Annotated in this window: 14 protein-coding genes; 12 read left to right on the top strand and 2 right to left on the bottom strand. The window is 49.2% G+C overall.

Features of this window, described 5'->3' with window-relative positions:
- Nucleotides 1–4 precede the first annotated feature (4 nt).
- Nucleotides 5–1399, top strand: coding sequence for a NarK family nitrate/nitrite MFS transporter (locus tag P304_RS0101760; RefSeq protein ID WP_034763535.1), 1395 nt, complete (start codon nt 5–7; stop codon nt 1397–1399).
- A 67-nt stretch (nt 1400–1466) separates the two neighbouring features.
- Here the strand turns inward: P304_RS0101760 and P304_RS0101755 are convergent, their stop codons facing one another.
- The gene (locus tag P304_RS0101755) at nt 1467–3698 is read right to left on the bottom strand and encodes an NADP-dependent isocitrate dehydrogenase (RefSeq protein ID WP_027389138.1); all 2232 of its coding nucleotides are present in this window, start codon (nt 3696–3698) and stop codon (nt 1467–1469) included.
- 240 nt (nt 3699–3938) lie between these two features.
- On the opposite strand from P304_RS0101755, the gene ahcY reads away from it, so the two are divergent.
- The 7 genes from ahcY to P304_RS0101720 all read left to right on the top strand — a co-directional run bounded on the left by ahcY (nt 3939) and on the right by P304_RS0101720 (nt 13153).
- A complete protein-coding gene (gene ahcY / locus P304_RS0101750) occupies nt 3939–5324 on the top strand; it encodes an adenosylhomocysteinase (protein WP_027389137.1) in 1386 nt (461 codons plus the stop codon).
- Nucleotides 5325–5583: 259 nt separating this feature from the next.
- Entirely contained in the window at nt 5584–6558 is a 975-nt protein-coding gene (gene mdh / locus P304_RS0101745; RefSeq protein ID WP_027389136.1) for a malate dehydrogenase, read from the top strand.
- Nucleotides 6559–6639: 81 nt separating this feature from the next.
- Complete coding sequence (locus P304_RS0101740) at nt 6640–7308, top strand: succinate dehydrogenase cytochrome b subunit (protein ID WP_027389135.1); 669 nt, start codon at nt 6640–6642, stop codon at nt 7306–7308.
- A 10-nt stretch (nt 7309–7318) separates the two neighbouring features.
- Complete coding sequence (locus P304_RS0101735) at nt 7319–9235, top strand: fumarate reductase/succinate dehydrogenase flavoprotein subunit (RefSeq protein ID WP_027389134.1); 1917 nt, start codon at nt 7319–7321, stop codon at nt 9233–9235.
- Nucleotides 9235–10008 (top strand): succinate dehydrogenase/fumarate reductase iron-sulfur subunit, encoded by a 774-nt coding sequence (locus P304_RS0101730; RefSeq protein WP_236613288.1) that lies wholly within the window; start codon nt 9235–9237, stop codon nt 10006–10008. Before P304_RS0101735 ends, P304_RS0101730 begins: the two co-directional genes overlap by 1 nt.
- Nucleotides 10009–10262: 254 nt before the next feature.
- Entirely contained in the window at nt 10263–12101 is a 1839-nt protein-coding gene (locus P304_RS0101725; RefSeq protein WP_027389132.1) for a 2-oxoacid:acceptor oxidoreductase subunit alpha, read from the top strand.
- A gap of 2 nt (nt 12102–12103) precedes the next feature.
- Nucleotides 12104–13153, top strand: coding sequence for a 2-oxoacid:ferredoxin oxidoreductase subunit beta (locus P304_RS0101720; RefSeq protein WP_027389131.1), 1050 nt, complete (start codon nt 12104–12106; stop codon nt 13151–13153).
- Here P304_RS0101720 and P304_RS13480 read toward each other — a convergent pair.
- The gene (locus tag P304_RS13480; RefSeq protein ID WP_034763531.1) at nt 13150–13371 is read right to left on the bottom strand and encodes a hypothetical protein; all 222 of its coding nucleotides are present in this window, start codon (nt 13369–13371) and stop codon (nt 13150–13152) included. The genes P304_RS0101720 and P304_RS13480 overlap by 4 nt on opposite strands.
- Nucleotides 13372–13517: 146 nt before the next feature.
- Between P304_RS13480 and P304_RS0101710 the strand changes: the two genes are divergently transcribed.
- From P304_RS0101710 to P304_RS15875, 4 genes are all read left to right on the top strand, one after another.
- Nucleotides 13518–15134 carry a Na/Pi cotransporter family protein gene (locus P304_RS0101710; protein ID WP_027389130.1) on the top strand — a complete coding sequence of 539 codons (1617 nt, stop codon included), beginning with the start codon at nt 13518–13520 and terminating at the stop codon, nt 15132–15134.
- Between the two features lie 101 nt (nt 15135–15235).
- Nucleotides 15236–18409, top strand: a complete 3174-nt coding sequence (locus P304_RS13475) for an EAL domain-containing protein (RefSeq protein ID WP_051321310.1) — start codon at nt 15236–15238, stop codon at nt 18407–18409.
- Between the two features lie 121 nt (nt 18410–18530).
- Complete coding sequence (locus P304_RS13470) at nt 18531–21875, top strand: chemotaxis protein CheB (RefSeq protein ID WP_051321309.1); 3345 nt, start codon at nt 18531–18533, stop codon at nt 21873–21875.
- A 21-nt stretch (nt 21876–21896) separates the two neighbouring features.
- Nucleotides 21897–23672 (top strand): PAS domain-containing sensor histidine kinase, encoded by a 1776-nt coding sequence (locus P304_RS15875; RefSeq protein ID WP_051321308.1) that lies wholly within the window; start codon nt 21897–21899, stop codon nt 23670–23672.
- Nucleotides 23673–23687: the final 15 nt, after the last annotated feature.

The raw sequence follows: 23687 nt of genomic DNA, 5'->3' as shown, positions 1-23687 counted from the left end.
TATCATGAAAAGTTCATCAAAACGGGTTCTGACGCAGTGGGAGCCGGAAAATAGCGAATTTTGGGAAAGTACGGGGAAGCGCATTGCGCAGCGGAATCTGTGGATTTCTATTCCGAACCTGCTGCTGGCGTTTGCGGTGTGGATGGTGTGGAGCGTTGTGGTCGTCAATCTGCCGAATCTTGGTTTTACCTACAGTGCCAACCAGTTGTTCTGGCTGGCGGCATTGCCGGGTTTGTCGGGAGCAACGTTGCGGATATTCTATTCCTTTATGGTGCCGATATTTGGTGGGAGCCGTTGGACGGCCATCAGTACGGCGTCACTGCTGCTGCCAGCTTTTGGTATCGGCTTTGCGGTGCAAGATACGGCAACACCGTATTCTATCATGTTGCTGCTCGCATTGCTGTGTGGTTTTGGCGGCGGAAATTTTGCTTCTAGTATGGCGAATATCAGCTTTTTCTACCCCAAATCACAGAAAGGTACGGCGCTTGGGATGAATGCCGGACTGGGCAATCTTGGTGTCTCCACAGTGCAATTTGTGGTGCCGCTGGTCATTACCGCAAGTGTGTTTGGCGCGCTGGGTGGTGAGCCGCTGACGTGGGTCAAAGGGGATGTGACCAAGCAGATGTGGCTACAGAATGCTGGATTCATCTGGGTGCCGTTTATTGCCGCCGCCAGTTTAGCGGCATGGTTTGGCATGAACGATATTGCCAGCGCGAAAGCCTCGTTTTCGGAACAAGCCATTATCTTTCGGCGCAAGCATAACTGGCTGATGTGTTGGCTCTATCTGGGAACATTTGGGTCATTTATCGGGTATGCCGCTGGTTTTCCGATGCTCATCAAAATGCAGTTTCCCGATGTTGATGCCATGAAATACGCGTTTCTTGGGCCGTTAGTCGGGGCGCTGATCCGTCCTGTTGGTGGCTGGATGTCGGATAAACTTGGCGGTGCCACCGTAACCTTTTGGAATTTTATTGCGATGTTGCTGGCCGTATTCGGCGTACTTTATTTCCTTCCCTCAGGCTGGAGCGGGGGGAATTTCTGGGGTTTTCTGGCGATGTTTATGGTGCTCTTTATCACGACAGGGATTGGCAATGGATCGACCTTCCGCATGGTGCCCGTGATTTTTATGACAGAACGGCAACGTGATGCTGCGGGAAAAGGGGTGGCCGCTCAAGAGCAAGCGGTACGTGACGCCAATAAAGAAGCTGCGGCGGTACTGGGATTTAGTTCGGCAATGGCAGCCTACGGCGGATTTTTTATTCCCAAAAGCTATGGCACGTCGATCAGCATGACCGGTGGGCCGGAAGCGGCTTTGCTTGGCTTTATCGTCTTTTATGTGACGTGTATTGCGATGACGTGGTGGTTTTACGCGCGGCGCGGTGCGGAAATGCCTTGCTGATGACGTAACAAAAAAGCCCCCGATCGCTCTTGTAGCAACCGGGGGCTTTTGTATTGATGCTGTCAGATTAGATAGCGTTGATAATCGTGTTCAGTGTTGCGCTTGGACGCATTGCTTTGTCCGCTTTTTCGAAGACTGGGCGGTAGTATCCACCAATGTCCATTGGTTTGCCTTGCGCGGCAAGGAGCTCTTCGTTGATCTTTGCTTCGTTGGCTTCCAGTTCTTTGGCAACTTTGGCGAACTGAGACTGAAGTTCTTTGTTTTCGCTTTGTGCAGCCAGTGCCTGAGCCCAGTAGAGAGCAAGGTAGAAGTGGCTGCCACGGTTGTCGATCTGGCCGACTTTCCGTGCTGGTGACTTGTCGTTGTCGAGGAATTTCGCTACCGCATCGTCAAGTGTTTTGGCGAGCAGTGCGGCTTTCGGGTTGTTGTAAACGCTGGCAATGTGCTCGTACGATGCTGTCAGGGCGCAGAACTCGCCGAGCGAATCCCATCTGAGGTAGCCCTCTTTGACGAACTGTTGCACGTGCTTTGGAGCCGATCCGCCGGCGCCAGTTTCAAAGAGTCCGCCGCCGTTCAGCAGTGGTACGATAGAAAGCATTTTGGCGCTGGTGCCGAGTTCCAGGATTGGGAAAAGGTCGGTGAGGTAGTCGCGCAGAACGTTGCCGGTAACGGAAATAGTGTCTTTGCCTTCGCGGATTCGCTTGACAGAAAAACGCATGGCTTCGACTGGTGTCATGATGCTGATTTCAAGGCCAGTTGTGTCGAAGTTTTTGAGGTACTTCTCAACTTTCGCGATGAGTTGCGCGTCATGGGCGCGGTTTTTGTCAAGCCAGAAGATAGCCGGAGCGCCGGAAGCTTTCGCACGGTTGACGGCAAGTTTTACCCAGTCTTGGATTGGCAGGTCTTTCACTTGGCACATTCTGAAGATGTCGCCAGTTTCAACTTTTTGTTCCATGTAGCACTTGCCACTGTTGTTGTCGACAACACGGATTACGCCATCAGCTGGAGCGAAGAAGGTTTTGTCGTGCGAGCCGTATTCTTCGGCTTTTTGCGCCATCAGGCCAACGTTCGATACGCTGCCCATAGTGGCGGGGTCGTACTGGCCGTTTTTCTGACAATCGACAATCATCTCTTGGTACATAGTCGCGTAGCAACGGTCAGGGATCATAGCAACGGTGTCATACTGCTTGTCATCTGGTCCCCACATTTGACCGCCGTCACGGATGACAACTGGCATAGAGGCGTCAACGATGATGTCGTTTGGTACGTGCAGGTTGGTGATCCCTTTGCTGGAGTCAACCATCGCAAGGCGTGGGCGTGTCGCATAGACGGCTTGGATGTCAGCTTCGATAGCGGCTTTTTGGTCAGCAGGAAGCTTGGTGATTTTTGCGTAGACGTCGCCAAGACCGTTGCTGGTATTGACACCGATTTGCTTGAAGGTTTCGCCGTGTTTTTTGAAGACGTCAGCGTAGAATACTTCCACTGCGTGGCCGAACATAACCGGATCGGAAATCTTCATCATCGTGGCTTTAAGGTGAAGCGACAGCAGCACGTCGTCATTTTTCGCGGCATCGATCTGCTCAGCGTAGAATTTGCGCAGTGCTTTGACGTTCAGAGCAGAAGAATCAATAACTTCGCCAGCCTGCAGTGCTACTTTTTCTTTGAGAATTTTTGTTTGGCCATTGCCGACAAACTCAATTTTTACGCTGGTAGCGGCGTCCATCGTTGCGGATTGCTCGCTGCCGTAGAAGTCGCCGTTTTGCATGAAGGCGACGCGAGTTTTCGAGCCTTGTGGCCAAGGGCGCATCATGCGGTGCGGGTTTCTTTGGGCGTGTTTTTTGACGGCAACTGCTGCACGACGGTCAGAGTTTCCTTCGCGCAGAACAGGGTTAACCGCACTGCCGAGTACTTTGGCGTAGCGCTCTTTGATGGCTTTTTCTTCGTCAGTTTTCGGATCTTCAGGATAGTCAGGGAGTTTATAGCCTTTGCCCTGAAGTTCTTTAATCGCTTCTTGCAGCTGAGGAATAGAGGCGCTGATATTTGGCAGCTTAATGATGTTTGCTTCAGGTGTAACTGAAATTTCGCCAAGTTGCTGAAGGAAATCAGGAATTTGTTGCTCTTTGGTCAAAAAGTCAGGGAAGTTCGCAATGATCCGGCCGGAAAGGGAGATGTCGCGCATTTCGACGCTGATACCGGAATCTTTCGAAAACGCCTGCACGATTGGGAGCAGAGAGTAGGTGGCGAGTGCCGGAGCTTCGTCGATTTCAGTCCAGATGATCGTTGCATTTTGATTTGCCATGTCTTCTCCTTGAAAAAGTGTTGAGTGTTTCCTGAAGCAGAGCCGCTGTTATCGCGAAACTCGGTTTCAGTGCTGTCGAGATTTATAACCCCGTTATGCTCATAGTGCACATTGTATACAATGTGCGAAGCGGACTGTCAAGATCCTTCCCTTCGCGTCAAAAAAAGCAACTTTCACGATGAATTTTTTATCGGGTCGTTGTACTATTCGCTACCACATATTTGGAGGACACAATTTTTTATGAGTGATTACAAAGTAGCAGACCTCTCTTTGGCCGCTTGGGGGCGTCGTGAGATTCGGATTGCGGAAACAGAAATGCCCGCTTTGATGAAAATTCGTGCGAAATACCATGCGGAACAACCGCTGCAAGGGGCTCGCATTACTGGCTGCATTCACATGACGATTCAAACGGCGGTGTTGATTGAAACGTTGGTGAGCCTCGGTGCCGAAGTGCGCTGGAGCTCGTGTAATATTTTCTCAACGCAAGACCATGCGGCGGCGGCGATTGCGGCAGCTGGTATTCCGGTTTTTGCTTGGAAAGGCGAGACGGAAGAGGAATACTGGTGGTGTGTCGAGCAGACTATTCATGGCCCGAATGGTTGGGTGCCAAATATGGTGCTGGATGATGGTGGCGATTTGACGGCGCTCTTGCACGAAAAGTATCCGCATTTATTGGATGGCATTCATGGTGTGTCTGAGGAGACGACAACGGGCGTGCACCGCTTGCAGGAAATGCTCCAAAAGGGGACACTGAGAATTCCCGCGATCAATGTCAATGATTCGGTTACGAAGTCAAAGAATGATAATAAATATGGTTGCCGTCATAGTTTGAACGATGCCGTGAAGCGGGCAACGGATCACCTGCTTTCCGGTAAACAAGCGTTGGTTATCGGATACGGTGATGTTGGAAAGGGCTCGGCGGCGTCGCTGCGTCAAGAAGGGATGATTGTCAAAGTGACCGAGATCGACCCGATCTGCGCGATGCAGGCTTGTATGGATGGGTACGAGGTCGTTTCGCCGTATATCAACGGTATCAATACAGGAACAGCGGCCGGCGTTGACGCGGCACTGCTCGGGAAAATTGATTTGCTGGTAACGACGACGGGCAATGTCAATGTCTGCGATGCGCACATGCTGGCGGCGCTCAAGCGCGGTGCGGTGGTGTGCAATATCGGCCATTTTGATAACGAAATCGATACAGCGTTCTTGCGCAAGCAGTGGGCATGGGAAGAGGTAAAGCCGCAAGTACATAAGATTTATCGCGATTGCTCAGCGGGATCAGAGCCGAATCAAGGAAGCGCGGATTACTTGCTGCTTTTATCTGAGGGGCGTTTGGTCAACCTTGGCAATGCTACGGGGCATCCAAGCCGCATTATGGATGGGTCATTTGCGAACCAGGTATTGGCGCAAATTCACCTGTATAAAGCGCAATTCGCTGCTTTGACCGTCGGGCAAAAGAGCCAGATGTTGAGTGTTGAGGTATTGCCGAAATTATTGGATGAAGAAGTTGCGCGGTACATGGTTGAGGGCTTTGGCGGTGTGATTACTCGCATGAGCGATGTGCAGGCAGCCTACCTTGGTGTTCCAGTTGCCGGGCCGTATAAGTCGAATGAATACCGCTATTGAGGGAACTGTGACGGGAAACAAACATCTTTTGACTTGACAGTGGAGAGTCGATTTCCTAGTATCGCATATTGTATACAATGCCGCATAGCGCCTTTTCAGAAGTTCCGTTCTTCTTGGTTTTGTCTACCGTGTGTGTCACGAAATAGGCAGTGCTCGTAGGGGATGCGTACTACTTTACAAATGGTAATTCGGCAATACGTATAGTTTTTTCATCAATACTCGCTCCCATTGTGGGGCGGCAAATTTTAAGGAGGCACTCATGGCCCGTAAAAAGATTGCTTTAATCGGTGGCGGTCAAATTGGTGGCGTTCTCGCCCAACTCTGCGCACTGCGTGAACTCGGCGACGTGGTTCTGTTCGACATCGTGCAGAACATGCCGATGGGGAAAACTCTTGACATCGCTGAAGCCAGCCGTGTTGATGGCTTTGATGTCGAACTCAAGGGTGCAAATGAGTATGCTGACATCAAAGGTTCTGATGTTGTTATCGTCACTGCCGGTCTACCGCGCAAGCCAGGCATGAGCCGCGACGATCTGTTGGCGACAAATGCCAAGATCATGACTCAGGTTGCTGAAGGGATTAAGCAGTACGCTCCGAACGCTTTTGTTATCGTTATCTCTAACCCACTTGACGCAATGGTTACTCTGTGCCAACGCATCACTGGTTTCCCAAGCAAGCGCGTAATGGGTATGGCTGGCGTGCTTGACTCTGCTCGTTTCTCCTCGTTCATCGCATGGGAACTCGGCGTATCGGTAAAAGACGTTAACGCAATGGTTCTTGGTGGTCACGGCGACACGATGGTGCCTATTAAGCGCTTCGCAAACGTCAATGGTATTCCTGTGTATGAACTGTTGAAGAAAAAATACAAAGGCGACATGACGAAAGTTGAAGAAGTCATGACTGCTATGGTTGAGCGTACTAAAGGCGCTGGTGGCGAAGTTGTTAAGCTGCTCGGAAACGGTTCAGCGTTCTACTCTCCTGCTTCTTCGGCTATTGCTATGGTTGAAGCGATCCTACGCGACCAGAAGCGTCTGCTTCCTGTTTGCGCTCTCTTGAACGGCGAATACGGCGTAAAAGGATTCTACGTTGGCGTTCCTGTAGTTCTTGGTGCTGAAGGGATTGAACAGATCATTGAAATGGATCTCGACGCTGAAGAAACCAAGCTTCTCAAAATCTCTTGCGACGCAGTTGAAGAACTTGTTGGCGCAATGGATAAGGTTCTCGCACCTGCATAATGCTTATTTAGGAAAATCAGGTGGGGCATTCCCCACCTTTTTTTAGGTTTATTAAATTTTTACGTAAAGAGGGGATGCAACATGTCCATTCTCCAAAGTGCTGTGGGTCGGAAAATCTTCATGGCTATCACTGGCCTGCTGATGTTTCTGTTTCTTGTCATCCACATGCTTGGTAACAGTTCACTTTTTATTGGGCCAGATGGGCTCAATGCGTATGCTGAATTCCTGCACAGCCTCGGGGCTGGTGTCTGGATCTTCCGCCTTGTTATGGCCGTTCTGTTTATTTTCCACGTGATTTTAGGTATTCAACTCACCGCGGAAAACCGCGATGCACGTCCAATTCAGTACATGCACAAAAAAGACCTGCGCACGACGGTAGCTGCCAAGAGCATGATCTACACTGGTGTGGTTATTTTGGGTTTTGTTGTGTACCACTTGCTCCACTTTACCGTGCGCATTACGAATCCCGAAATTTCACAGGGAATCGATGCTGCGGGTCGTTTTGACGTGTATACGATGGTTGTGCTCAGCTTTGAAAACTTCGCGATTGCAGCTGTGTACATCATCGCTATGTTCGCATTACTGTTCCACATCAGCCATGGTCTTTCGAGCATGCTCCAAACGCTTGGTTTGAACAACGGTCCGATTCTGGGGACTCTCCAGAAAATCGGTTACGTCGTGGCAGCGGCTATTGCACTGGGATACGTCACATTTCCCGTCTCCGTATTGCTCGGCATCGTGAAAGTATAAGGGGGAAAACGTGATTCTCGACGGAAAATGTCCTTCTGGACCAATTGAAAAAACATGGGATAAGCACCGCTTCGACATGAAGCTGGTAAACCCAGCCAATAAGCGGAAGTTCAAAGTACTGATGGTCGGAACTGGTCTTGCCGGTGCCGCTGGTGCCGCCAGTCTTGGCGAACTGGGCTATAACGTTGAGGCGTTCTGCTATCAGGACAGCCCACGCCGTGCGCACTCTATTGCAGCGCAGGGCGGCATCAACGCAGCGAAGAACTATCCAAACGACGGCGACTCTATCTACCGCCTGTTTTATGACACGATTAAGGGCGGCGATTTCCGCGCTCGTGAAGCTGATGTATGGCGTCTGGCGCAAGTCAGTAACAACATTATTGATCAGTGCGTTGCGCAAGGGGTTCCTTTCGCGCGTGATTATGCTGGCTACCTTGACAACCGTTCTTTCGGTGGTGCGCAGGTTTCTCGTACTTTCTACGCTCGTGGCCAGACGGGTCAGCAGCTGTTGCTTGGCGCGTATCAGGCGCTTGCGCGCCAAATTAACGCTGGCAGCGTGAAAATGTTCGCGCGTCGCGAAATGCTCGATCTTGTTGTGGTAGACGGTGTGGCTCGCGGTATCATCTGCCGTAACCTCGTGAATGGCGAAATCGAAACCTACTGGGGCGACGCGGTTTGCCTCGCAACCGGTGGGTATGTCAACGTATTCTACCTTTCTACCAACGCTATGGGTTGTTCTGTTACCGCACAGTGGAAAGCCGCGAAGAAGGGCGCATATTTTGCGAACCCTTGCTATACACAGATCCATCCAACCTGTATTCCACAGTCTGGCGACCACCAGTCGAAGCTGACGTTGATGTCAGAATCACTGCGTAACGATGGCCGTTGCTGGGTTCCGAAGAAAAAAGAAGATTGCGGCAAGCCAGTCAGTGAAATTCCTGACGAAGCTCGCGATTACTATCTTGAGCGGAAGTACCCAAGCTTCGGCAACCTTGCGCCACGCGATATCGCTTCGCGCGCTGCTAAAGAGCAGTGTGACGATGGTCGCGGTGTAGGGCCTGGCGGACGTGGTGTTTACCTTGACTTCGCTTCTTCGATCAACCGCCTCGGTGAAGACAAAATTCGTGAGCGTTACGGCAACCTCTTCCAGATGTATGAAAAAATCACGGATGAAAATGCCTACAAAGTTCCAATGCGGATGTACCCTGCGCCTCACTACTCAATGGGTGGCCTCTGGGTTGACTACAATCTGCAAAGCAATATCCCTGGTCTTTTTGTTTTGGGTGAGGCGAACTTCTCGGTTCACGGTGCGAACCGCCTTGGCGCTTCAGCGTTGATGCAGGGCTTGGCCGACGGTTACTTTGTCATTCCTTATACTATTGCCGACTACTTGGCGCGTATTACTCCAGGAACGATTAAAGATGACCATCCTGCCTTTAAAGCCGCGAAAGCGGAAGTTGAAGCGAATACGAAGCGCTTGATTGGCATTAACGGTAAGAAAACCGTTACTGAATTCCACCGCTCGCTTGGTAAGATTATGTGGGAAAATGTCGGTATGGCGCGCAACGAAGCCAGTCTCAAGTACGCTCTGGAAGAAATTCCAAAGTTGCGTGAGGAGTTCTGGCAAAACGTGAAAGTCACTGGCTCTGGGGCAGAACTCAACCAACAGCTTGAAAATGCTGGCCGGGTTGCCGACTTCCTTGAGTTTGGTGAGCTGTTTGCCCGTGACGCACTGCATCGCAAAGAGTCATGTGGTGGTCACTTCCGTACGGAATACCAGTCTGAAGATGGCGAGGCAATGCGCGATGACGAAAACTTCTGTTACGTTGGTGCGTGGGAGTATAAAGGTGTTAATAAAGAACCTGAACTCCACAAAGAGCCCCTGAAGTTCGAAAACGTTCACCTTGCCGTAAGGAGCTACAAGTAATGAGCCACGCAGCATCAAACCATGAAACCATGACCCTGAAGATTTTTGCTTGGCGGCAAAAAAACGCTCAGGAAAAGGGGCGTTTTGAGCAATATACGGCCAAGAACATTATCCCCGAAATGTCTTTCCTTGAAATGATCGACGTGCTGAACGAAGATCTTATCGCTCAGGGGATTGACCCGATTGTCTTTGATAACGATTGCCGTGAAGGTATTTGCGGCACGTGTGGCATGGTCGTCAACGGCGTACCGCATGGACCAGAAGATTTGGTGACGTCGTGCCAGTTGCATATGCGTCGCTTTAAAGATGGCGATTCTATCTACCTTGAGCCATGGCGCGCGAAAGCGTTCCCGATCATTCGTGACCTTGTGGTTGATAGAACTGCAATGGATAAATTGATCGAGTCTGGCGGGTATATTTCTGCGCATACTGGCGGGGTACCTGACGGGAACGCTATCCCTGTTTCGAAGCCAGATGCCGACACCGGTATGGACGCGGCGGAATGTATTGGCTGCGGCGCTTGCGTAGCGGCATGTCCGAATGGATCAGCGATGCTCTTTGTCGGTGCCAAGGTTACGCACCTTGCCAGTTACCCACAAGGGCGCATCGAAGCGGCTCAGCGCGTCTGTGATATGACCGACACGATGGTGAAACTTGGGTTTGGCAACTGTTCGAACCACTATGAGTGCGAAGCGGCTTGTCCGAAAGGGATCAGCGTTCGCTTTATTGCTAAACTGAACCGTGAGTATATCAAAGCAAAAATTTGCGGTTAAGTTTTACGAACAATGTTTATAAAAAGGTGGAGCCAAGCGCTCCACCTTTTTGTCTATCAGGAACAGAGCATGATGGTATTTTCACTTGGAGTGTTGATCAGATCTTCGTAAAGAAACTGAAAAATGCCCTTGCCAAGAGTCATGACCAATGCTATATGACAAAAACAGCGTTTGACTGTATACAATGTACAATGCAGTTGACGCATAAAAATGTGAAGTTCACAGTGTGAATTATTCCATTGACAGGAGACGTTATGGGACAAATTAGCCTCAAGAGCGTTGATCAGGTCGTCATTAAATTTACTGGCGACTCTGGTGACGGGATGCAGCTTGTCGGAAACCAGCTCACAGCACTGGCTGCTGTAAGTGGTAACGACGTAAATTCATTGCCAGATTATCCATCTGAAATCCGTGCTCCGGCCGGTACGGTGGCCGGGATTTCCGGTTTCCAGATCGCGCTTGGCAGTCGCGACATTCACACGGCAGGGGATGCACCAGACGTATTGGTTGCCATGAACCCGGCGGCAGTTCAGCACAGTTATAAGCATGTGGTAAAGGGCGGGATGATTATCACGGACTCTGACATGTTTACTGAAAAGGCTATGGAAAAAGTTGGCTTTAAAAGCAACCCATGCACAGACGGTACACTTGCAGGCTATGATGTAAAATCGATTCCTTTCACAACCCTTACCCGCGAAGCACTGAAAGACCTCGATATGGGGCCAAAAGACAAAGACCGTTGTAAAAACTTCTTTGTACTTGGTGTGCTCGTATGGCTTTTCAACAAGAATCCACAAGACGTACTGAACTTCATTAACACCAAATTCGGCAAGAAACTGCCAAAAATTGCGGAAGCAAACACTATCGTCTTTAAAGCTGGCTTGAACTACGGTGAAACGACCGTTATGTTCCAACAGCGTTACGATCTGAAAGCGGCTACTATCGAGCCAGGTTTCTACCGTAACATTACTGGGAACGAAGCGGCTGCTCTTGGTTTAATTGCGGCAGCCAAAAAATCTAACATGCAACTTCTCCTTGGTTCGTATCCAATAACTCCGGCTACCGATATTCTGCATGAAGTATCAAAGCATAAAAACTTTGGCGCGATCACCATGCAGATGGAAGACGAAATTGCTGGTATCTGTGCCGCTATCGGTGGTGCATTCGCTGGTAAGCTTGCGGTAACCACTACTTCTGGTCCCGGTCTTGCGCTAAAAGGCGAAGCGCTTGGTCTTGCCGTAATCATGGAAATTCCATTGGTTATCGTAAACGTTCAGCGTGGTGGCCCTTCTACTGGTCTGCCAACGAAGACTGAACAGTCTGACCTCTTGCAAGCGATGTATGGCCGCAACGGCGACAGCCCAATGCCGGTTATTGCTGCTGGCTCGCCAGACGACTGTTTCATGGCTGCTTTTGAAGCATGTCAAATCGCTATCAAGTACCGCACACCTGTACTTCTACTTACTGACGGGTACATCGGCCAAGGTTCTTGCCCATGGAAAGTTCCCCTTGAAAGCGAACTTCCTTCATTTGAAGCCAACTTCACCAAAGAAGATGCTGACTTTAAATCATACCGCCGTGATCCAGAAACCTTGGCGCGCAATATCGCGATCCCAGGCACCAAGGGTCTGCAACACCGCGTTGGGTCTTTGGAAAAAGACGTCCTGACCGGAGCGGTCAGCCACGTACCAATGAACCACCAAATTATGACCGATATTCGGAAGAATAAGGTTGCGGGTATTGTACGCGATGTGCCAAACGCTGTTGTCAATGGTAAGGAAAGTGGAAAAGTGTTGGTTATCGGTTGGGGCGGAACGTACGGTGCTGTGAAAGGCGCGGTTGACCGCTTGATTCTCCAAGGGAAGTCGGTTTCGAGTATCAACCTCCGCTGGATTAACCCATTCCCGGCGAACCTTGCAAAAATCATTGCTAACTTCGACAAAGTGTTGATCCCTGAATTGAACACTGGTCAGTTGAGCGTTTTGATCCGCAGTCAGTTCCTCGTTGATACCGTATCGCTGAACAAGGTTCAGGGCGATCCTTTCCGCGAGTACGAAGTCATCGACAAAGTTAACGAAATGTTAGGTGAGTAACCATGACAACAACGGTAAATGAAGTAATGGATAAGAATTACTTTACTTCCAAAGCGGAAGTAAAATGGTGTCCAGGTTGCGGCGACTACGCAATTATCAACTCTGTTAAAGGTGCGATGGTTAACCGTGCTAAGCCACGCGATGAAGTTGCTATCGTCTCTGGTATTGGGTGTTCATCACGTTTCCCATATTATATGGAAACGTATGGCTTCCACACAATTCATGGACGCGCTGCGGCTATCGCCAGCGGCCTCAAGGTTGGCAAGCCCGACCTTGACGTATGGGTAATCTCTGGTGACGGCGACTCAACGGCCATTGGTGGGAACCACTGGATCCATGCTATCCGTCGTAACATCAACTTGAACTATGTTTTGATTAACAACAAGATCTACGGCTTGACCAAAGGTCAGTACTCACCGACTTCTGAAATGGGTCAAATCACCAAGACCACACCGTATGGCGTTATCGACTATCCGATGAATCCACTGGTAACGGCGCTTGGTATCGGCGGCACCTTTGTCGCTCGCTCGATTGACAAAGATGTCAAAATGGGTGAAGAGATCTGTACCCGTGGCGCGAACCATCCTGGATTCAGCCTGATGGAAATGTACAGCAACTGCGTTATCTTCAACGATGGCGCGCACGACAAAATTACTGGCAAAGATAAAGCTGACTTTACGATCCATGTGCAACATGGAAAGAAACTCATCTTCGGTGTCGAAAACAACCTTTGCCTTGTGCAGGATGGTTTCAGAATCAAGATGGCGAAAGTCAGTGACGTTGCGGAAAGCGCTATCATCGTTCACGATGAAACCAACTTGCAACTCGCTACATTGTTGGCCGATATGGCTCCGTCAAAAGGTCAGCCTGTTGCGCTGGGGGTTATCTACTGTGACCCAGCGAAGAAGTCTTACGACTTCATGGTTCACGAGCAAGTGCAGCAGGTTATTGCCTCAAAAGGCGAGCAACCTCTTGACAAGCTTTTACGCGCTGGCGACACGTGGACAATCAGCACAACACTTTGCAATGCAAGTGGTTGCAAAACCGTCTAATCTGTATCTGTCTTTTTTGCCCCCGTTTCGGTTTCCGAGGCGGGGGTTTTGCGTTGTTGCCGCCGCTTTTCATGGAAGGCTTTATTCGATGGGTGTTCGGGATCGGCAAATACCATTTTGCCGAACAAAATGCAGCCAGGATATCCCGGTTCGCATGGTTTCCCGTTGCGGATTTGGCAAATCTCATTGATATTGTGTGGGCATGACCAACCTTGCATAGAGAGGCTCCTTTCCGGAAAGTAATGTACATTTTTGCGAGTCGACAGCGGACTCTGTGTACCGGATTATCCCCTCTTTGAACAGAATTTCTTTCGTTCATCTGAACGCAACACGGTCATCATAGCGCAATGAGAAGGGAGTTTTCATGAGCATCTATGACCTTTTTAATTTGCTCAGCGCTTTATTTTTACTCCTCTACGGGATGAAGCTGGTGAGCGATAATATGAAAATGCTGGCTGGCGATAAACTTCGCACTTCTCTTTCCTTCCTGACGGCCAATCGTATTGCGGGTCTCTTTACGGGAGCGGTCGCAACAGCGTTTCTGCAAAGTTCATCCGCGACTACCGTCATTTTAATTTCATTGGTCAGCAGCGGCTTGGTTACCTTTACCGCTTCGCTTGGGGTGATACTCGGTGCGGATATAGGGACAACTCTTACCGTGCAACTGATCGCGTTGAATGTCTATGATTATGCATTAGTGATCACAGGAATTGGTGCGCTGATGCGGATGGTCTATTCTGCGCCGCACATGATTCAGCTTGGGCGGATAATATTTGGGTTTGGATTGATCTTTCTGGGAATGAAGTTTATGTCGCTCGCTGTTGAGCCATTGAAGCAGAACCCAGAGCTTTTAGCGCATCTCGTTGATCATGGTGGAAGTGGGTTAACGCTCCTCTTGCTTGCCTTTGTGTTCACCGCTGTTGTGCAGGCTTCTGCGGCTACCATTGCGCTTGCACTATCGCTGGCATCCAGTGGCATTATTGATCTACATCAGGGGATGTTGATTGTACTGGGAGCAAATATTGGCACGTGCATTACCGCAATTTTTGCCAGCATTGGCGCTAATGTTGCCGCAAAAAAGACCGCTACAGCGCATATTTTGTTTAAAATTCTCGGGGCGATTCTGTGCTACCCATTTCTCGCAACCATAGAGCAGGGTATCCTTGGAAGCGGTGATGTTTTGCGAAATATTGCTCACTTTCATACGCTCTTCAATATTGGGGTCGCGCTTGTGTTTTTGCCACTCATTACTCCAGTTGCGAAGTTCATAGAATGGCTCTTTCATCGTTATGAAGAGCCGGCATTAGCAGCATCGCCGAAGCTTGATCGGATGATGTTAACGCACCCAGATCTTGCGCTTGATCAGGCGCATCGCATAGTGTTGCAAATGTCGGATCATTGCCGGCAAATGCTCAATGATACCTTTGAGCAAATCGAAAACTACCATGGCGGACGTCAGGAGCGTATTGCAGCTACCGATGATATTCTTGATGCAATGAATTTAGAAATCCGTCTGTACCTTGCCGAACTCTCACGGCGCGAGCTAACTGGAGTAGATGCCAAGCGGATGTTTGATATACTCCACTACGCGACGGTGCTGGAAAATGCGGGCGATGTTATGGTAAAAAATGTATCGAAGTTAACGGCAAAACTTGCACGCAGTAATGGCCATTTAAGTCCCGAAGGGCTTCAGGAAATACGCGATTTTTACCATAAAGTGCGGGAGAACTTTGAGCTGTGCCAGGAACTCTACCTCGAAAAAGACCCGCTGATTGCCGCGAAGCTACGTCGCCATTATTCTCATTTGCAGGAGCTTGAGCACTACTTGCTCCGTACGCACATGGAACGACTGTATGCCGGAACCGCCAATTCGTTGGCGACAACAACGGTACATACCGATTTATTAACGAATTTCGAAAGAATCAATTCGTATTTTTGCCGTTTTCAGTTAGACTACAACTTGCAAGAGAGCAGTACGTAAAGCGTCTTTTGATGATGGGTGCGCCCTTCTTTTGTGATCTCAATTGACTTTGAGGGTCAAGCGTATTGAGCCATCAGCTCGCACCTTTATTAAGGACAGGAATGAACTCAACGCACCAGCACTCCATATCTACCGCTTCACTTCGCCTTTGGCTGCCGATTCACGTGTTCGGTGCCTTTTCGTTGCTGATATTTTTTTCTATGTTCTACCAGTATTTTAAGTTCGAACGGGCGTTGGTTTCGACAAGCTTTACCACGCTTGAAAATCAAATGGAGCGCAGTGCAACCGTATTGCCGCTTTTCTATGAACACAATTTTGCGCAGGCGATTGAAAAAGAGCTTGCCACCATCCGCATTATTCAGCAGGTTACGCGAGTCGCAATAGTTGATGAAAACGGAATGGTGCTCGCGCATGAAGAAGAGCGCACCGTAGGTGAGCCTGTTTTACACGTTTTTCCTCAAATACAGCCGAGTGTGTGGGAGCGAGTGATCACGACATGGCACTCCGATATTCGTCTGATACACAATGGTGACCGTATTTTGGCCATACAGCCAATTATTACCGCTGCGAAGCGCAAAATGCTGCTGATTGAGTATGATTTATCGCAGGATAAACAAAAACTCTGGGACGACATTGTGCTGCAGCACCTTACGATTTGGGGAATGAGTTTTTTTGTTGCTATAGGGCTCGTTATTGTTCTCGGACTTTGGATGGTAAAGCCCATACTTCATCTGCTTGATGTTATGCGCCGTTTTCGCACAGGCGAATCGAGTGCACGCTCCTATTTGGCTGGCACGGGCGAGTTGCGCGACCTTGGTGACGCCTTTAATGAGTTGGGGGATCAGCTTACCAGCACGATGCTGCAACTCGAAGAAAATCAAGAAAATACCGCAATCACACTGAGCTCTATTGGCGATGGTGTTATTGCGACCGATCAGCATGGCATGATTACGCGCATCAATATCGCGGCGCAAAAGATGTGTGGCTGGAGTGAAGCGGACGCTTTGGGGAAACCCGTTGCAGAAGTGTTCCCTATTTCCCCTGAAGGGACGATGGTGACCCGCAACGGGAAAGAGATTCACATTTCCGATACTACCGAACCCATTATCAGCCGCACAAAGCAATTTCTTGGACTGGTTTTTGTTTTTCGCGATGTGACTCACGAGCAAGAGCTTCAAAAAGCCATTGAAGTATCGGAACAGCTCCACCGCGAGCTGGCAGAAAATGTGAAGGACATTGTCTTTAAAGCCAGCCCCGATATGCGCATCACGTACCTCAACCCTTCATGGGAATATATTACGGGAAAAAATATTGCGCAGGTGTTGGGGACGTCCCTGCTCGAGCACGTTCACCCAGATGATCAAGCGCTTATTCTGCGCCATTGCGAGAGTTTTCTCTGTTCTGGCGATCGGCGTGGTTCGTGTCAGGAAGAACTTCGCATCGCGTGTTCGGATGGCCAATGGGCATGGATGCTGATTAACGCAGCGTTGCATACCGATGAGCAGGGAGGCATTCAGTCGATAATCGGTACGATGGCAGATATTACCGAGCGCAAGCGGGTGGAACAGGAAATGCGTATTGCCGCGACCGCTTTTGAATCACAAGAGGGGATGGTGGTGACGGATGCCAATGGCGTTATCCTCCGCGTCAATAATGCGTTTACTACGTTGACGGGATATCCGGCTGACGAGGTGATCGGGCATACGCCAGCGCTGCTCCAGTCAGGTATTCACGATAAGGCTTTTTATCGCCAAATGTGGTGCATGCTGGCGGAAGAAAAAGGGTGGCACGGCGAAATATGGAATAAGCGTAAAGACGGTGAAGTGTACCCGGAATGGTTAACGATTAGTGCCGTTATGGATGAGCAAGGCGAAGTAACCAATTATGTGGGAGCCTTCACTGACATCACTCAGCGCAAGGCAGCGGAAGAACAAATCCATCAACTGGCCTTTTTTGATCCGCTGACAGGGCTGCCGAATCGTCGCTTGCTGATGCGCGAACTCGAACACGCCATTGCCACCAGTAGTCGTAAAAAGCACTATAATGCACTGTTATTTATGGATTTGGATAAATTCAAAAACTTGAATGATACCAAAGGGCATGATGTTGGCGATATGCTCTTGTGTGAAGTTGCTAAGCGGCTAAAGAAGTGCGTCCGCAAAGGTGATACCGTCGCACGACTTGGGGGGGATGAGTTTGTTGTCCTTTCGGAAGGGTTGAGTGAAGATATCGAACGAGCGGCCAAGCAAGGGGAAGTGGTTGCCGAAAAACTGCGCCGCGCGGTCAATAAACCCTATAATCTCAATGGTTTTGAATATGTTTCTTCGCCCAGTATCGGGATTTGTCTGTTCCGTGGAGATTCCGATAGTGTCGATGATGTCCTCAAGCGAGCGGATGTTGCCATGTATCAAGCGAAGGCGTCTGGTCGCAATGCGGTTCGCTTCTTTGATCCTGCGATGCAAGCGGCACTGGAAGCACGCACGTCGCTTGAATCTGAGCTGCGTCGCGCCCTTATTGAACAACAGTTTGTCCTGCATTATCAGCCACAGGTTCGTGCCGATGGCACCATCTTCGGGGTCGAATTGTTGGTGCGTTGGCTCCATCCAGAGCGTGGTTTAATTCCGCCAGTTGAATTTATTCCGTTAGCCGAAGAAACCGGACTGATTCTTCCCATTGGCCATTGGGTACTTGCGATGGCCTGCTCGCAGATTCAGCGTTGGGATAACGATCCCGTGGCGCGCCACCTGCAAGTCGCTATTAACGTTAGCCCACGTCAGTTCCGTCAGGCGAATTTTGTCAAAGAAGTTCGTCAAGTGCTTGAAGAGACCTGGGCGAATCCTGCCCGCTTGAAAATTGAGCTGACAGAAGGGGTTGTGATCGACGATGTCAACGATACGATCAGCAAAATGCATGAACTCAAGGCTATTGGTATCAGCTTTTCCATGGACGACTTTGGCACGGGATACTCCTCGCTGAGCTACCTCAAGCGGCTTCCGCTGGATCAGTTGAAAATCGATAAGAGCTTCATTAGCGATATTTTGCATAGTCAGGGTGATACAGTTATTGTGCAGACCATTATTGCAATGGCCGAAAGTCTTGGGCTGCAAGTTATCGCAGAAGGTGTCGAAACGGTTGAGCAAAAGTGTTTTCTCCAGAAACATCATTGTGATAATTGGCAGGGATACTTCTTTAGTAAGCCGCTACCAATCGTTGATTTTGAAGCGTTGCTTTATGAAATGAACGGAAAAATCGACTCGCCGTCCTGTAGTAAATAATTCTTTTGTATCGTTTCTCTGTAATTTTAGTCTATATTTGTGACGTATTTAAATAAATAAAAGCCAAAAAAAATATACGCCTACGGGAAGAACCTGAGTATGTTGAATCCGAGGAGGTTTCATGCCCAAGCAAGAAAAAGATACCGCAATAATTCCCAGTGTCATAGTCCAGCCACCATCGCATTACGTGGCCGTAGGCGCTTCCGCAGGGGGGCTTGAGGCAATAGAGGCTTTTTTTACAAACATGCCACCGAATAGTGGATTTGGTTTCATAGTTATTCAGCACCTGTCGCCCGACTATAAAAGCTTGATGGTGGAGTTGTTATCTAAAAAAACACAAATGTCTGTTTTTCGTGCCGAAGATGCCATGAACGTCCAAGCGAACTGTGTGTATTTGATCCCTCCGAAAATGAATCTCACGATTTTCCACGGGAAATTGTTCCTTACCGAACAGGATCATAATCGAGGCATCAACCTCCCGATCGATATTTTTCTCCGTTCATTGGCAGAAGATCAAGCGGAAAAAGCCATCGCGGTTATTCTTTCGGGGACAGGCAGCGATGGGATGCGTGGTGTGCGTGCGGTGAAAGAATTTGGCGGTATGGTGATGGTGCAGACCGAAGATTCGGCTCGCTTTGACGGTATGCCTCGCTCCGCTATTTCTACTGGGCTGGCCGACTTTGTTCTGCCTCCCGATAAAATGCCCTCGCAACTTCTCGCCTTTGTCAAACACCCATACGCCGCCACCAATGTTGAGCGAGTCGAAAACATGGTAACCGACGAAGATGCATTGCTGCGCGTGTTCGCGCTCCTGCGCGAAAAATGTAAAATTGATTTTACGTACTACAAGCCCAGCACCGTCATGCGTCGTATTGAACGCCGGATGACCATCAACCAAATTGATGAAATACGCGAATATGTGTCGTATCTGCTTAGTTTTCCGGCTGAAATTACGGCACTCTATCGCGAGTTGCTTATAGGGGTAACCAGCTTTTTTCGCGATCAGGAGGCGTTCGATTTGCTGGCCGACAAATGGCTCCCCGAACTTTTCCGCAATACCGAAAAAAATGAAGTTCGCATGTGGATTGCAGCCTGTTCAACTGGCGAAGAGGCATATAGCCTTGCCATTTTGGCGCGCGAATGTGTCGAAAGTCTTGGGCGTGCCATCGACATTAAAATTTTTGCAACCGATATAGACCGTGAAGCGATCCAATATGCCGCAACGGGTTCCTATCCTGAAAGTATTGCGGCTGACATTAGTCCACGCCTACTCGCCAAATATTTTCACCGCAAAGATGAAAACTTCCAGATTTCGCGAAAAGTTCGCGAAATGGTGGTGTTTGCACAACATAACCTGATTAAAGATCCCCCGTTTACCAATATCGATTTCATTAGTTGTCGCAATGTGCTTATCTATTTTCAGCCGATATTGCAGCGCAAAGTGCTTGAGTTTTTTAACTTTTCGTTATGCTCAGGCGGCATGATGTTTTTGGGAAGTTCAGAGACAACAGGCGAAATGAATGAGTTTTTTGAATTTATCGAGCCGAAACACAAGATTTATCGCTCTAAAGGGCGCTTGCGGCACATGCCATCCGATACCCCGCTGCTGAGTGGTGCGACTGACACCCGCTTTCGTGAAGCCAAAGGGATGTTTGCTCACGCACGCCGTTCGTTGCGCCCGAGTGATGAAGAAAAAATACTCGAACGATTTGTTGGCGCAGTTTCTGGCGAATTCCTCCCCTTATCGATGGTGGTGAATGAACAACTTGAGCTGTTGCATGTGGTTGGCGATACAAGCGGTTATTTTCGCTTGCCGGAAGGAAAGATAACCAATGATATCAGCAAGATGGCTATTAAAGAGCTTTCTATCCCTTTAATTACTGGCATTCAAAAGGTTTTCCGCCAAAAGCAGGAGCTGCGCTTTTCCAATATAAAAATCCTCTTCGGCACGGAAGTGCGCAATTTAGAGTTGCGTATTAAGCTGTTGCCAGAAAAAAAAGGTCAAGAACCCTTAGTCGCCGTGTTTCTGATTGAACGAGATAAGGGAGTAACAGAAATTGGCGATCAGGCCGCTATCTCTTTCGATCTTTCCAAAGAGGCAGAGGAGCGACTGAAGGTATTAGAGCAGGACTTACAGTTTACCCGCGAAAACCTGCAAGCCACTATCGAAGAATTGGAAACGTCGAATGAAGAGCTTCAGGCTACCAACGAAGAGCTTCTTGCCAGTAACGAAGAGTTGCAGTCTACAAACGAGGAATTGCAGTCTACCAACGAAGAGCTCTTTACGGTCAACGCGGAATATCAGAGTAAAATTATTGAACTGACTGAGCTGCATAACGATGTGGAAAACCTGCTTAGCACCAGCCGTATCGGGCAACTCTTGCTTGACGAAAATCTTGAGGTGCGGCGTTTTTCCAGTCGCATCACCAGTGTCTTTAAATTGCTCGAAAACGATATTGGGCGTCCGATAACGCATATCTCGCACCAACTCATTGACATTAACCCAGTTGATATTGTGCAACAGGTGCAAAAAACTGGGGTTACTGTTGAGCAAGAGGTCACCACCATTGATGGTCACATTCACCTTATGCGGGTACTTCCGTATACGATTGGCCCGAAGGCCTATTCAGGCACTGTTCTGGCTTTTATCGACGTGACAGAGGCGCGTCGCGCTGAAAATGAACTCCACGAAGCGCAGAACTTGTTTGTATCAGTCTCCAATACATCACCAGCGCTTATTTGGTTGGCAGGGCGTGATAAAAAGTGCACTTGGTTTAATCAGCCGTGGCTCGACTTTACTGGCCGGACACTGGAGGAAGAATTAGGCGATGGCTGGACAGAGCGGGTGCATCCTGACGATCTTGCGATGTGCATGAAGGTATTTATCACCTCGTTTGATGCGCGTGAGCCGTTTAGCATGGAGTATCGCCTCCTGCGTCATGATGGCGAATACCGCTGGTTACTCGATATGGGGCATCCTCGAACAAACGATAACGGTGAGTTCTTAGGGTATATTGGCACGTGTCTGGACATTACCGAACGCAAAGAGGTCGAAGCAAGATTTGAAGTGCAACGACAGATGACACAAGCGATCATCGACTCATTGAGCGCCACGATCTGTGTGCTTGATCCCGCAGGGCGGATTGTGACCGTCAACAAATCGTGGCGCGAATTTAGCAAGAATTACGACACCATGTTTGTGTGCAAGTGGGAAGGGACGAACTATCTTGATATTTGCGATGCCGCGCAGGGTGAGGGTGCCCAGAGTGCGCACCAGTTCGTTCTCGGTGTGCGCGCCGTTATCCGTGGTGACAAAGACTTTTTCGAAATGGAGTACCCCTGCGATCTCCCCGAGGGAACACGGTGGTTCATCGGGCGCGTGACGCCACTGAAACACTCTGTCGATCAGGAGCGAACCGTAGTTATTGCTCATGAAGATATTACTTCGAGACGCGGAAACACCTAGGAAGGCAGAGGGGGAAGCCTCATGGATCATCAAGAATGGGAACAGCGCAAACGGAAGCTTCAGGAAAGAGCGGAACGGGTTTTGGAATGCACCCGGATGGACACCTCCTCCGAAGACCTCCATCGAGATAATCACAATCTGCGCGTTCATCAAATAGAACTTGAAATTCAAAATGAAGAACTACGGGCTACGCAACTCCAACTGGAAAAAGAGCGTGCACGGTATGCTCACCTGTATCACTTTTCTCCACTCGGCTTTGTCGTGCTGGATAAGGCGGGAATTATCGTCGAGGCGAACCAACGTTTTTGTACCATGCTGGACTCTTTGCAATCAAAAATTATCCATCAACCTTTGATGCGTTTTATTCACCCAGACGATCAGGATGTTTTTCTGGGGCGCTATAGTACATTCTTTAAATCACCCTCGGAGAAAAAAATAGAGTTCCGCCTTGTTTCGACCGCGGGAGGTGCCATTTTTGTCCGGCTGAGTGGCTGTATTCAGCCAAGTAGCATTGTGCAGCGCAGCGGGCAGGATAATTCCACTACCCTCCTGTTGGTTGCGCTGGACGATATTACCAGCCAGAAGCAGGCCGAAGAGGCCTTGCTAAGCGCACATAAACTGACCCGTTCGACTATCGATGCGTTGAGTGCCACAATATGTGTGCTCGATGAAACCGGTACCATCCTCGCTGTGAATAAGTCGTGGTGTGATTTTAATGCTGCTAATGGCAAAGAACAAGCCGTATGGGAAGGGGTTAACTACCTGAAGGTCTGTGACGGATCAACCGGTGAAGATTCTGATTATGGCAAGCGCTTTGCCGCTGGCATTCGCTCCGTTATGTGCTGTGAAGCGGAATATCATGAGTTGGAATACCCTTGTCTCTTGGACGATGGATACCACTGGTTTGTCGGGCGTATTACTCCTCTCGAAGGCGAGTGCGATAAAGCGCAACGTAAAGTAGTCATTTCGCACGAAGATATTACGGTTCGTAAGAAATCCGAAGCGTTATTGCATGACTTCAACCGGAAATTGCAGGAACGGATCGATGCCGAAATGCTGCGGATTGAACGGTTGCAGCGCGAAAAAGATATTCAGCAAATGGCACTCATTCAACAGAATAAAATGGCCGAACTGGGCGGGATGATCGGTGCGATTACCCACCAGTGGAAACAACCGTTGAACTCTATCAATTTGCTGAACGAATGCCTGCGCGATGCGTTCGAACATGGCGAAATAGACCAAGCGGTGATGAACGAACATATTGCCGAAGTGCAGCATCTTGTGACTTTTATGGCCAATACGATAGACGACTTTCGAGATTTTTATTTGCCGAGTAAAGAGACGTCGCGTTTTGCGGTGAAGCCGGTGATAGAGTCAGTAGCGCGGCTCCTGAAGGGGCAACTGATGAAATGCCACATTGATCTAACGATTGACGGGGATGATGCGTTGCATACTTCTGGGCATTCAAGTGAGTTTAAGCAGGTTATGCTCAATATCCTGAATAATGCCAAAGATGCTCTGCTGGAAAAAAAACCGGATGAAAAAACCATCAAGGTTCAGGTGTTTGCGGAGGCAGATACCATTGTCGTTACCATTCTCGACAACGGTGGCGGTATTCCAGAGCAGTTTTTGGATGACGCGATTTTTGAACCGTTTTTTTCCACCAAGGGGGAAAACGGTACTGGGATCGGTTTGTCGCTGGGTAAGGTTATTGTGGAAAAAAATATGGGTGGTTCGCTTACGGTGGCGAATCGCGACGGTGGTGCTGAATTTACGATTACTTTGCCAATGATATAACTTTGGGAGGAGCGA

Origin of the sequence: Chrysiogenes arsenatis DSM 11915 (genome assembly GCF_000469585.1) — a bacterium.
GTDB classification, from domain to species: Bacteria; Chrysiogenota; Chrysiogenetes; order Chrysiogenales; family Chrysiogenaceae; genus Chrysiogenes; species Chrysiogenes arsenatis.
This window is presented reverse-complemented; position numbering and strand designations above follow the sequence as displayed.

Excerpts from the sequence above, each read along its gene's own strand:
- P304_RS13475 (WP_051321310.1), top strand. The coding sequence starts at position 15,236 with ATGAACTCAACGCACCAGCACTCCATATCTACCGCTTCACTTCGCCTT.
- P304_RS0101710 (WP_027389130.1), top strand. The coding sequence starts at position 13,518 with ATGAGCATCTATGACCTTTTTAATTTGCTCAGCGCTTTATTTTTACTC.
- P304_RS0101730 (WP_236613288.1), top strand. The coding sequence starts at position 9,235 with ATGAGCCACGCAGCATCAAACCATGAAACCATGACCCTGAAGATTTTT.
- P304_RS0101720 (WP_027389131.1), top strand. The coding sequence starts at position 12,104 with ATGACAACAACGGTAAATGAAGTAATGGATAAGAATTACTTTACTTCC.
- P304_RS0101760 (WP_034763535.1), top strand. The coding sequence starts at position 5 with ATGAAAAGTTCATCAAAACGGGTTCTGACGCAGTGGGAGCCGGAAAAT.
- P304_RS0101755 (WP_027389138.1), bottom strand. The coding sequence starts at position 3,698 with ATGGCAAATCAAAATGCAACGATCATCTGGACTGAAATCGACGAAGCT.
- P304_RS15875 (WP_051321308.1), top strand. The coding sequence starts at position 21,897 with ATGGATCATCAAGAATGGGAACAGCGCAAACGGAAGCTTCAGGAAAGA.
- P304_RS13470 (WP_051321309.1), top strand. The coding sequence starts at position 18,531 with ATGCCCAAGCAAGAAAAAGATACCGCAATAATTCCCAGTGTCATAGTC.
- ahcY (WP_027389137.1), top strand. The coding sequence starts at position 3,939 with ATGAGTGATTACAAAGTAGCAGACCTCTCTTTGGCCGCTTGGGGGCGT.
- mdh (WP_027389136.1), top strand. The coding sequence starts at position 5,584 with ATGGCCCGTAAAAAGATTGCTTTAATCGGTGGCGGTCAAATTGGTGGC.
- P304_RS13480 (WP_034763531.1), bottom strand. The coding sequence starts at position 13,371 with ATGCAAGGTTGGTCATGCCCACACAATATCAATGAGATTTGCCAAATC.
- P304_RS0101740 (WP_027389135.1), top strand. The coding sequence starts at position 6,640 with ATGTCCATTCTCCAAAGTGCTGTGGGTCGGAAAATCTTCATGGCTATC.
- P304_RS0101725 (WP_027389132.1), top strand. The coding sequence starts at position 10,263 with ATGGGACAAATTAGCCTCAAGAGCGTTGATCAGGTCGTCATTAAATTT.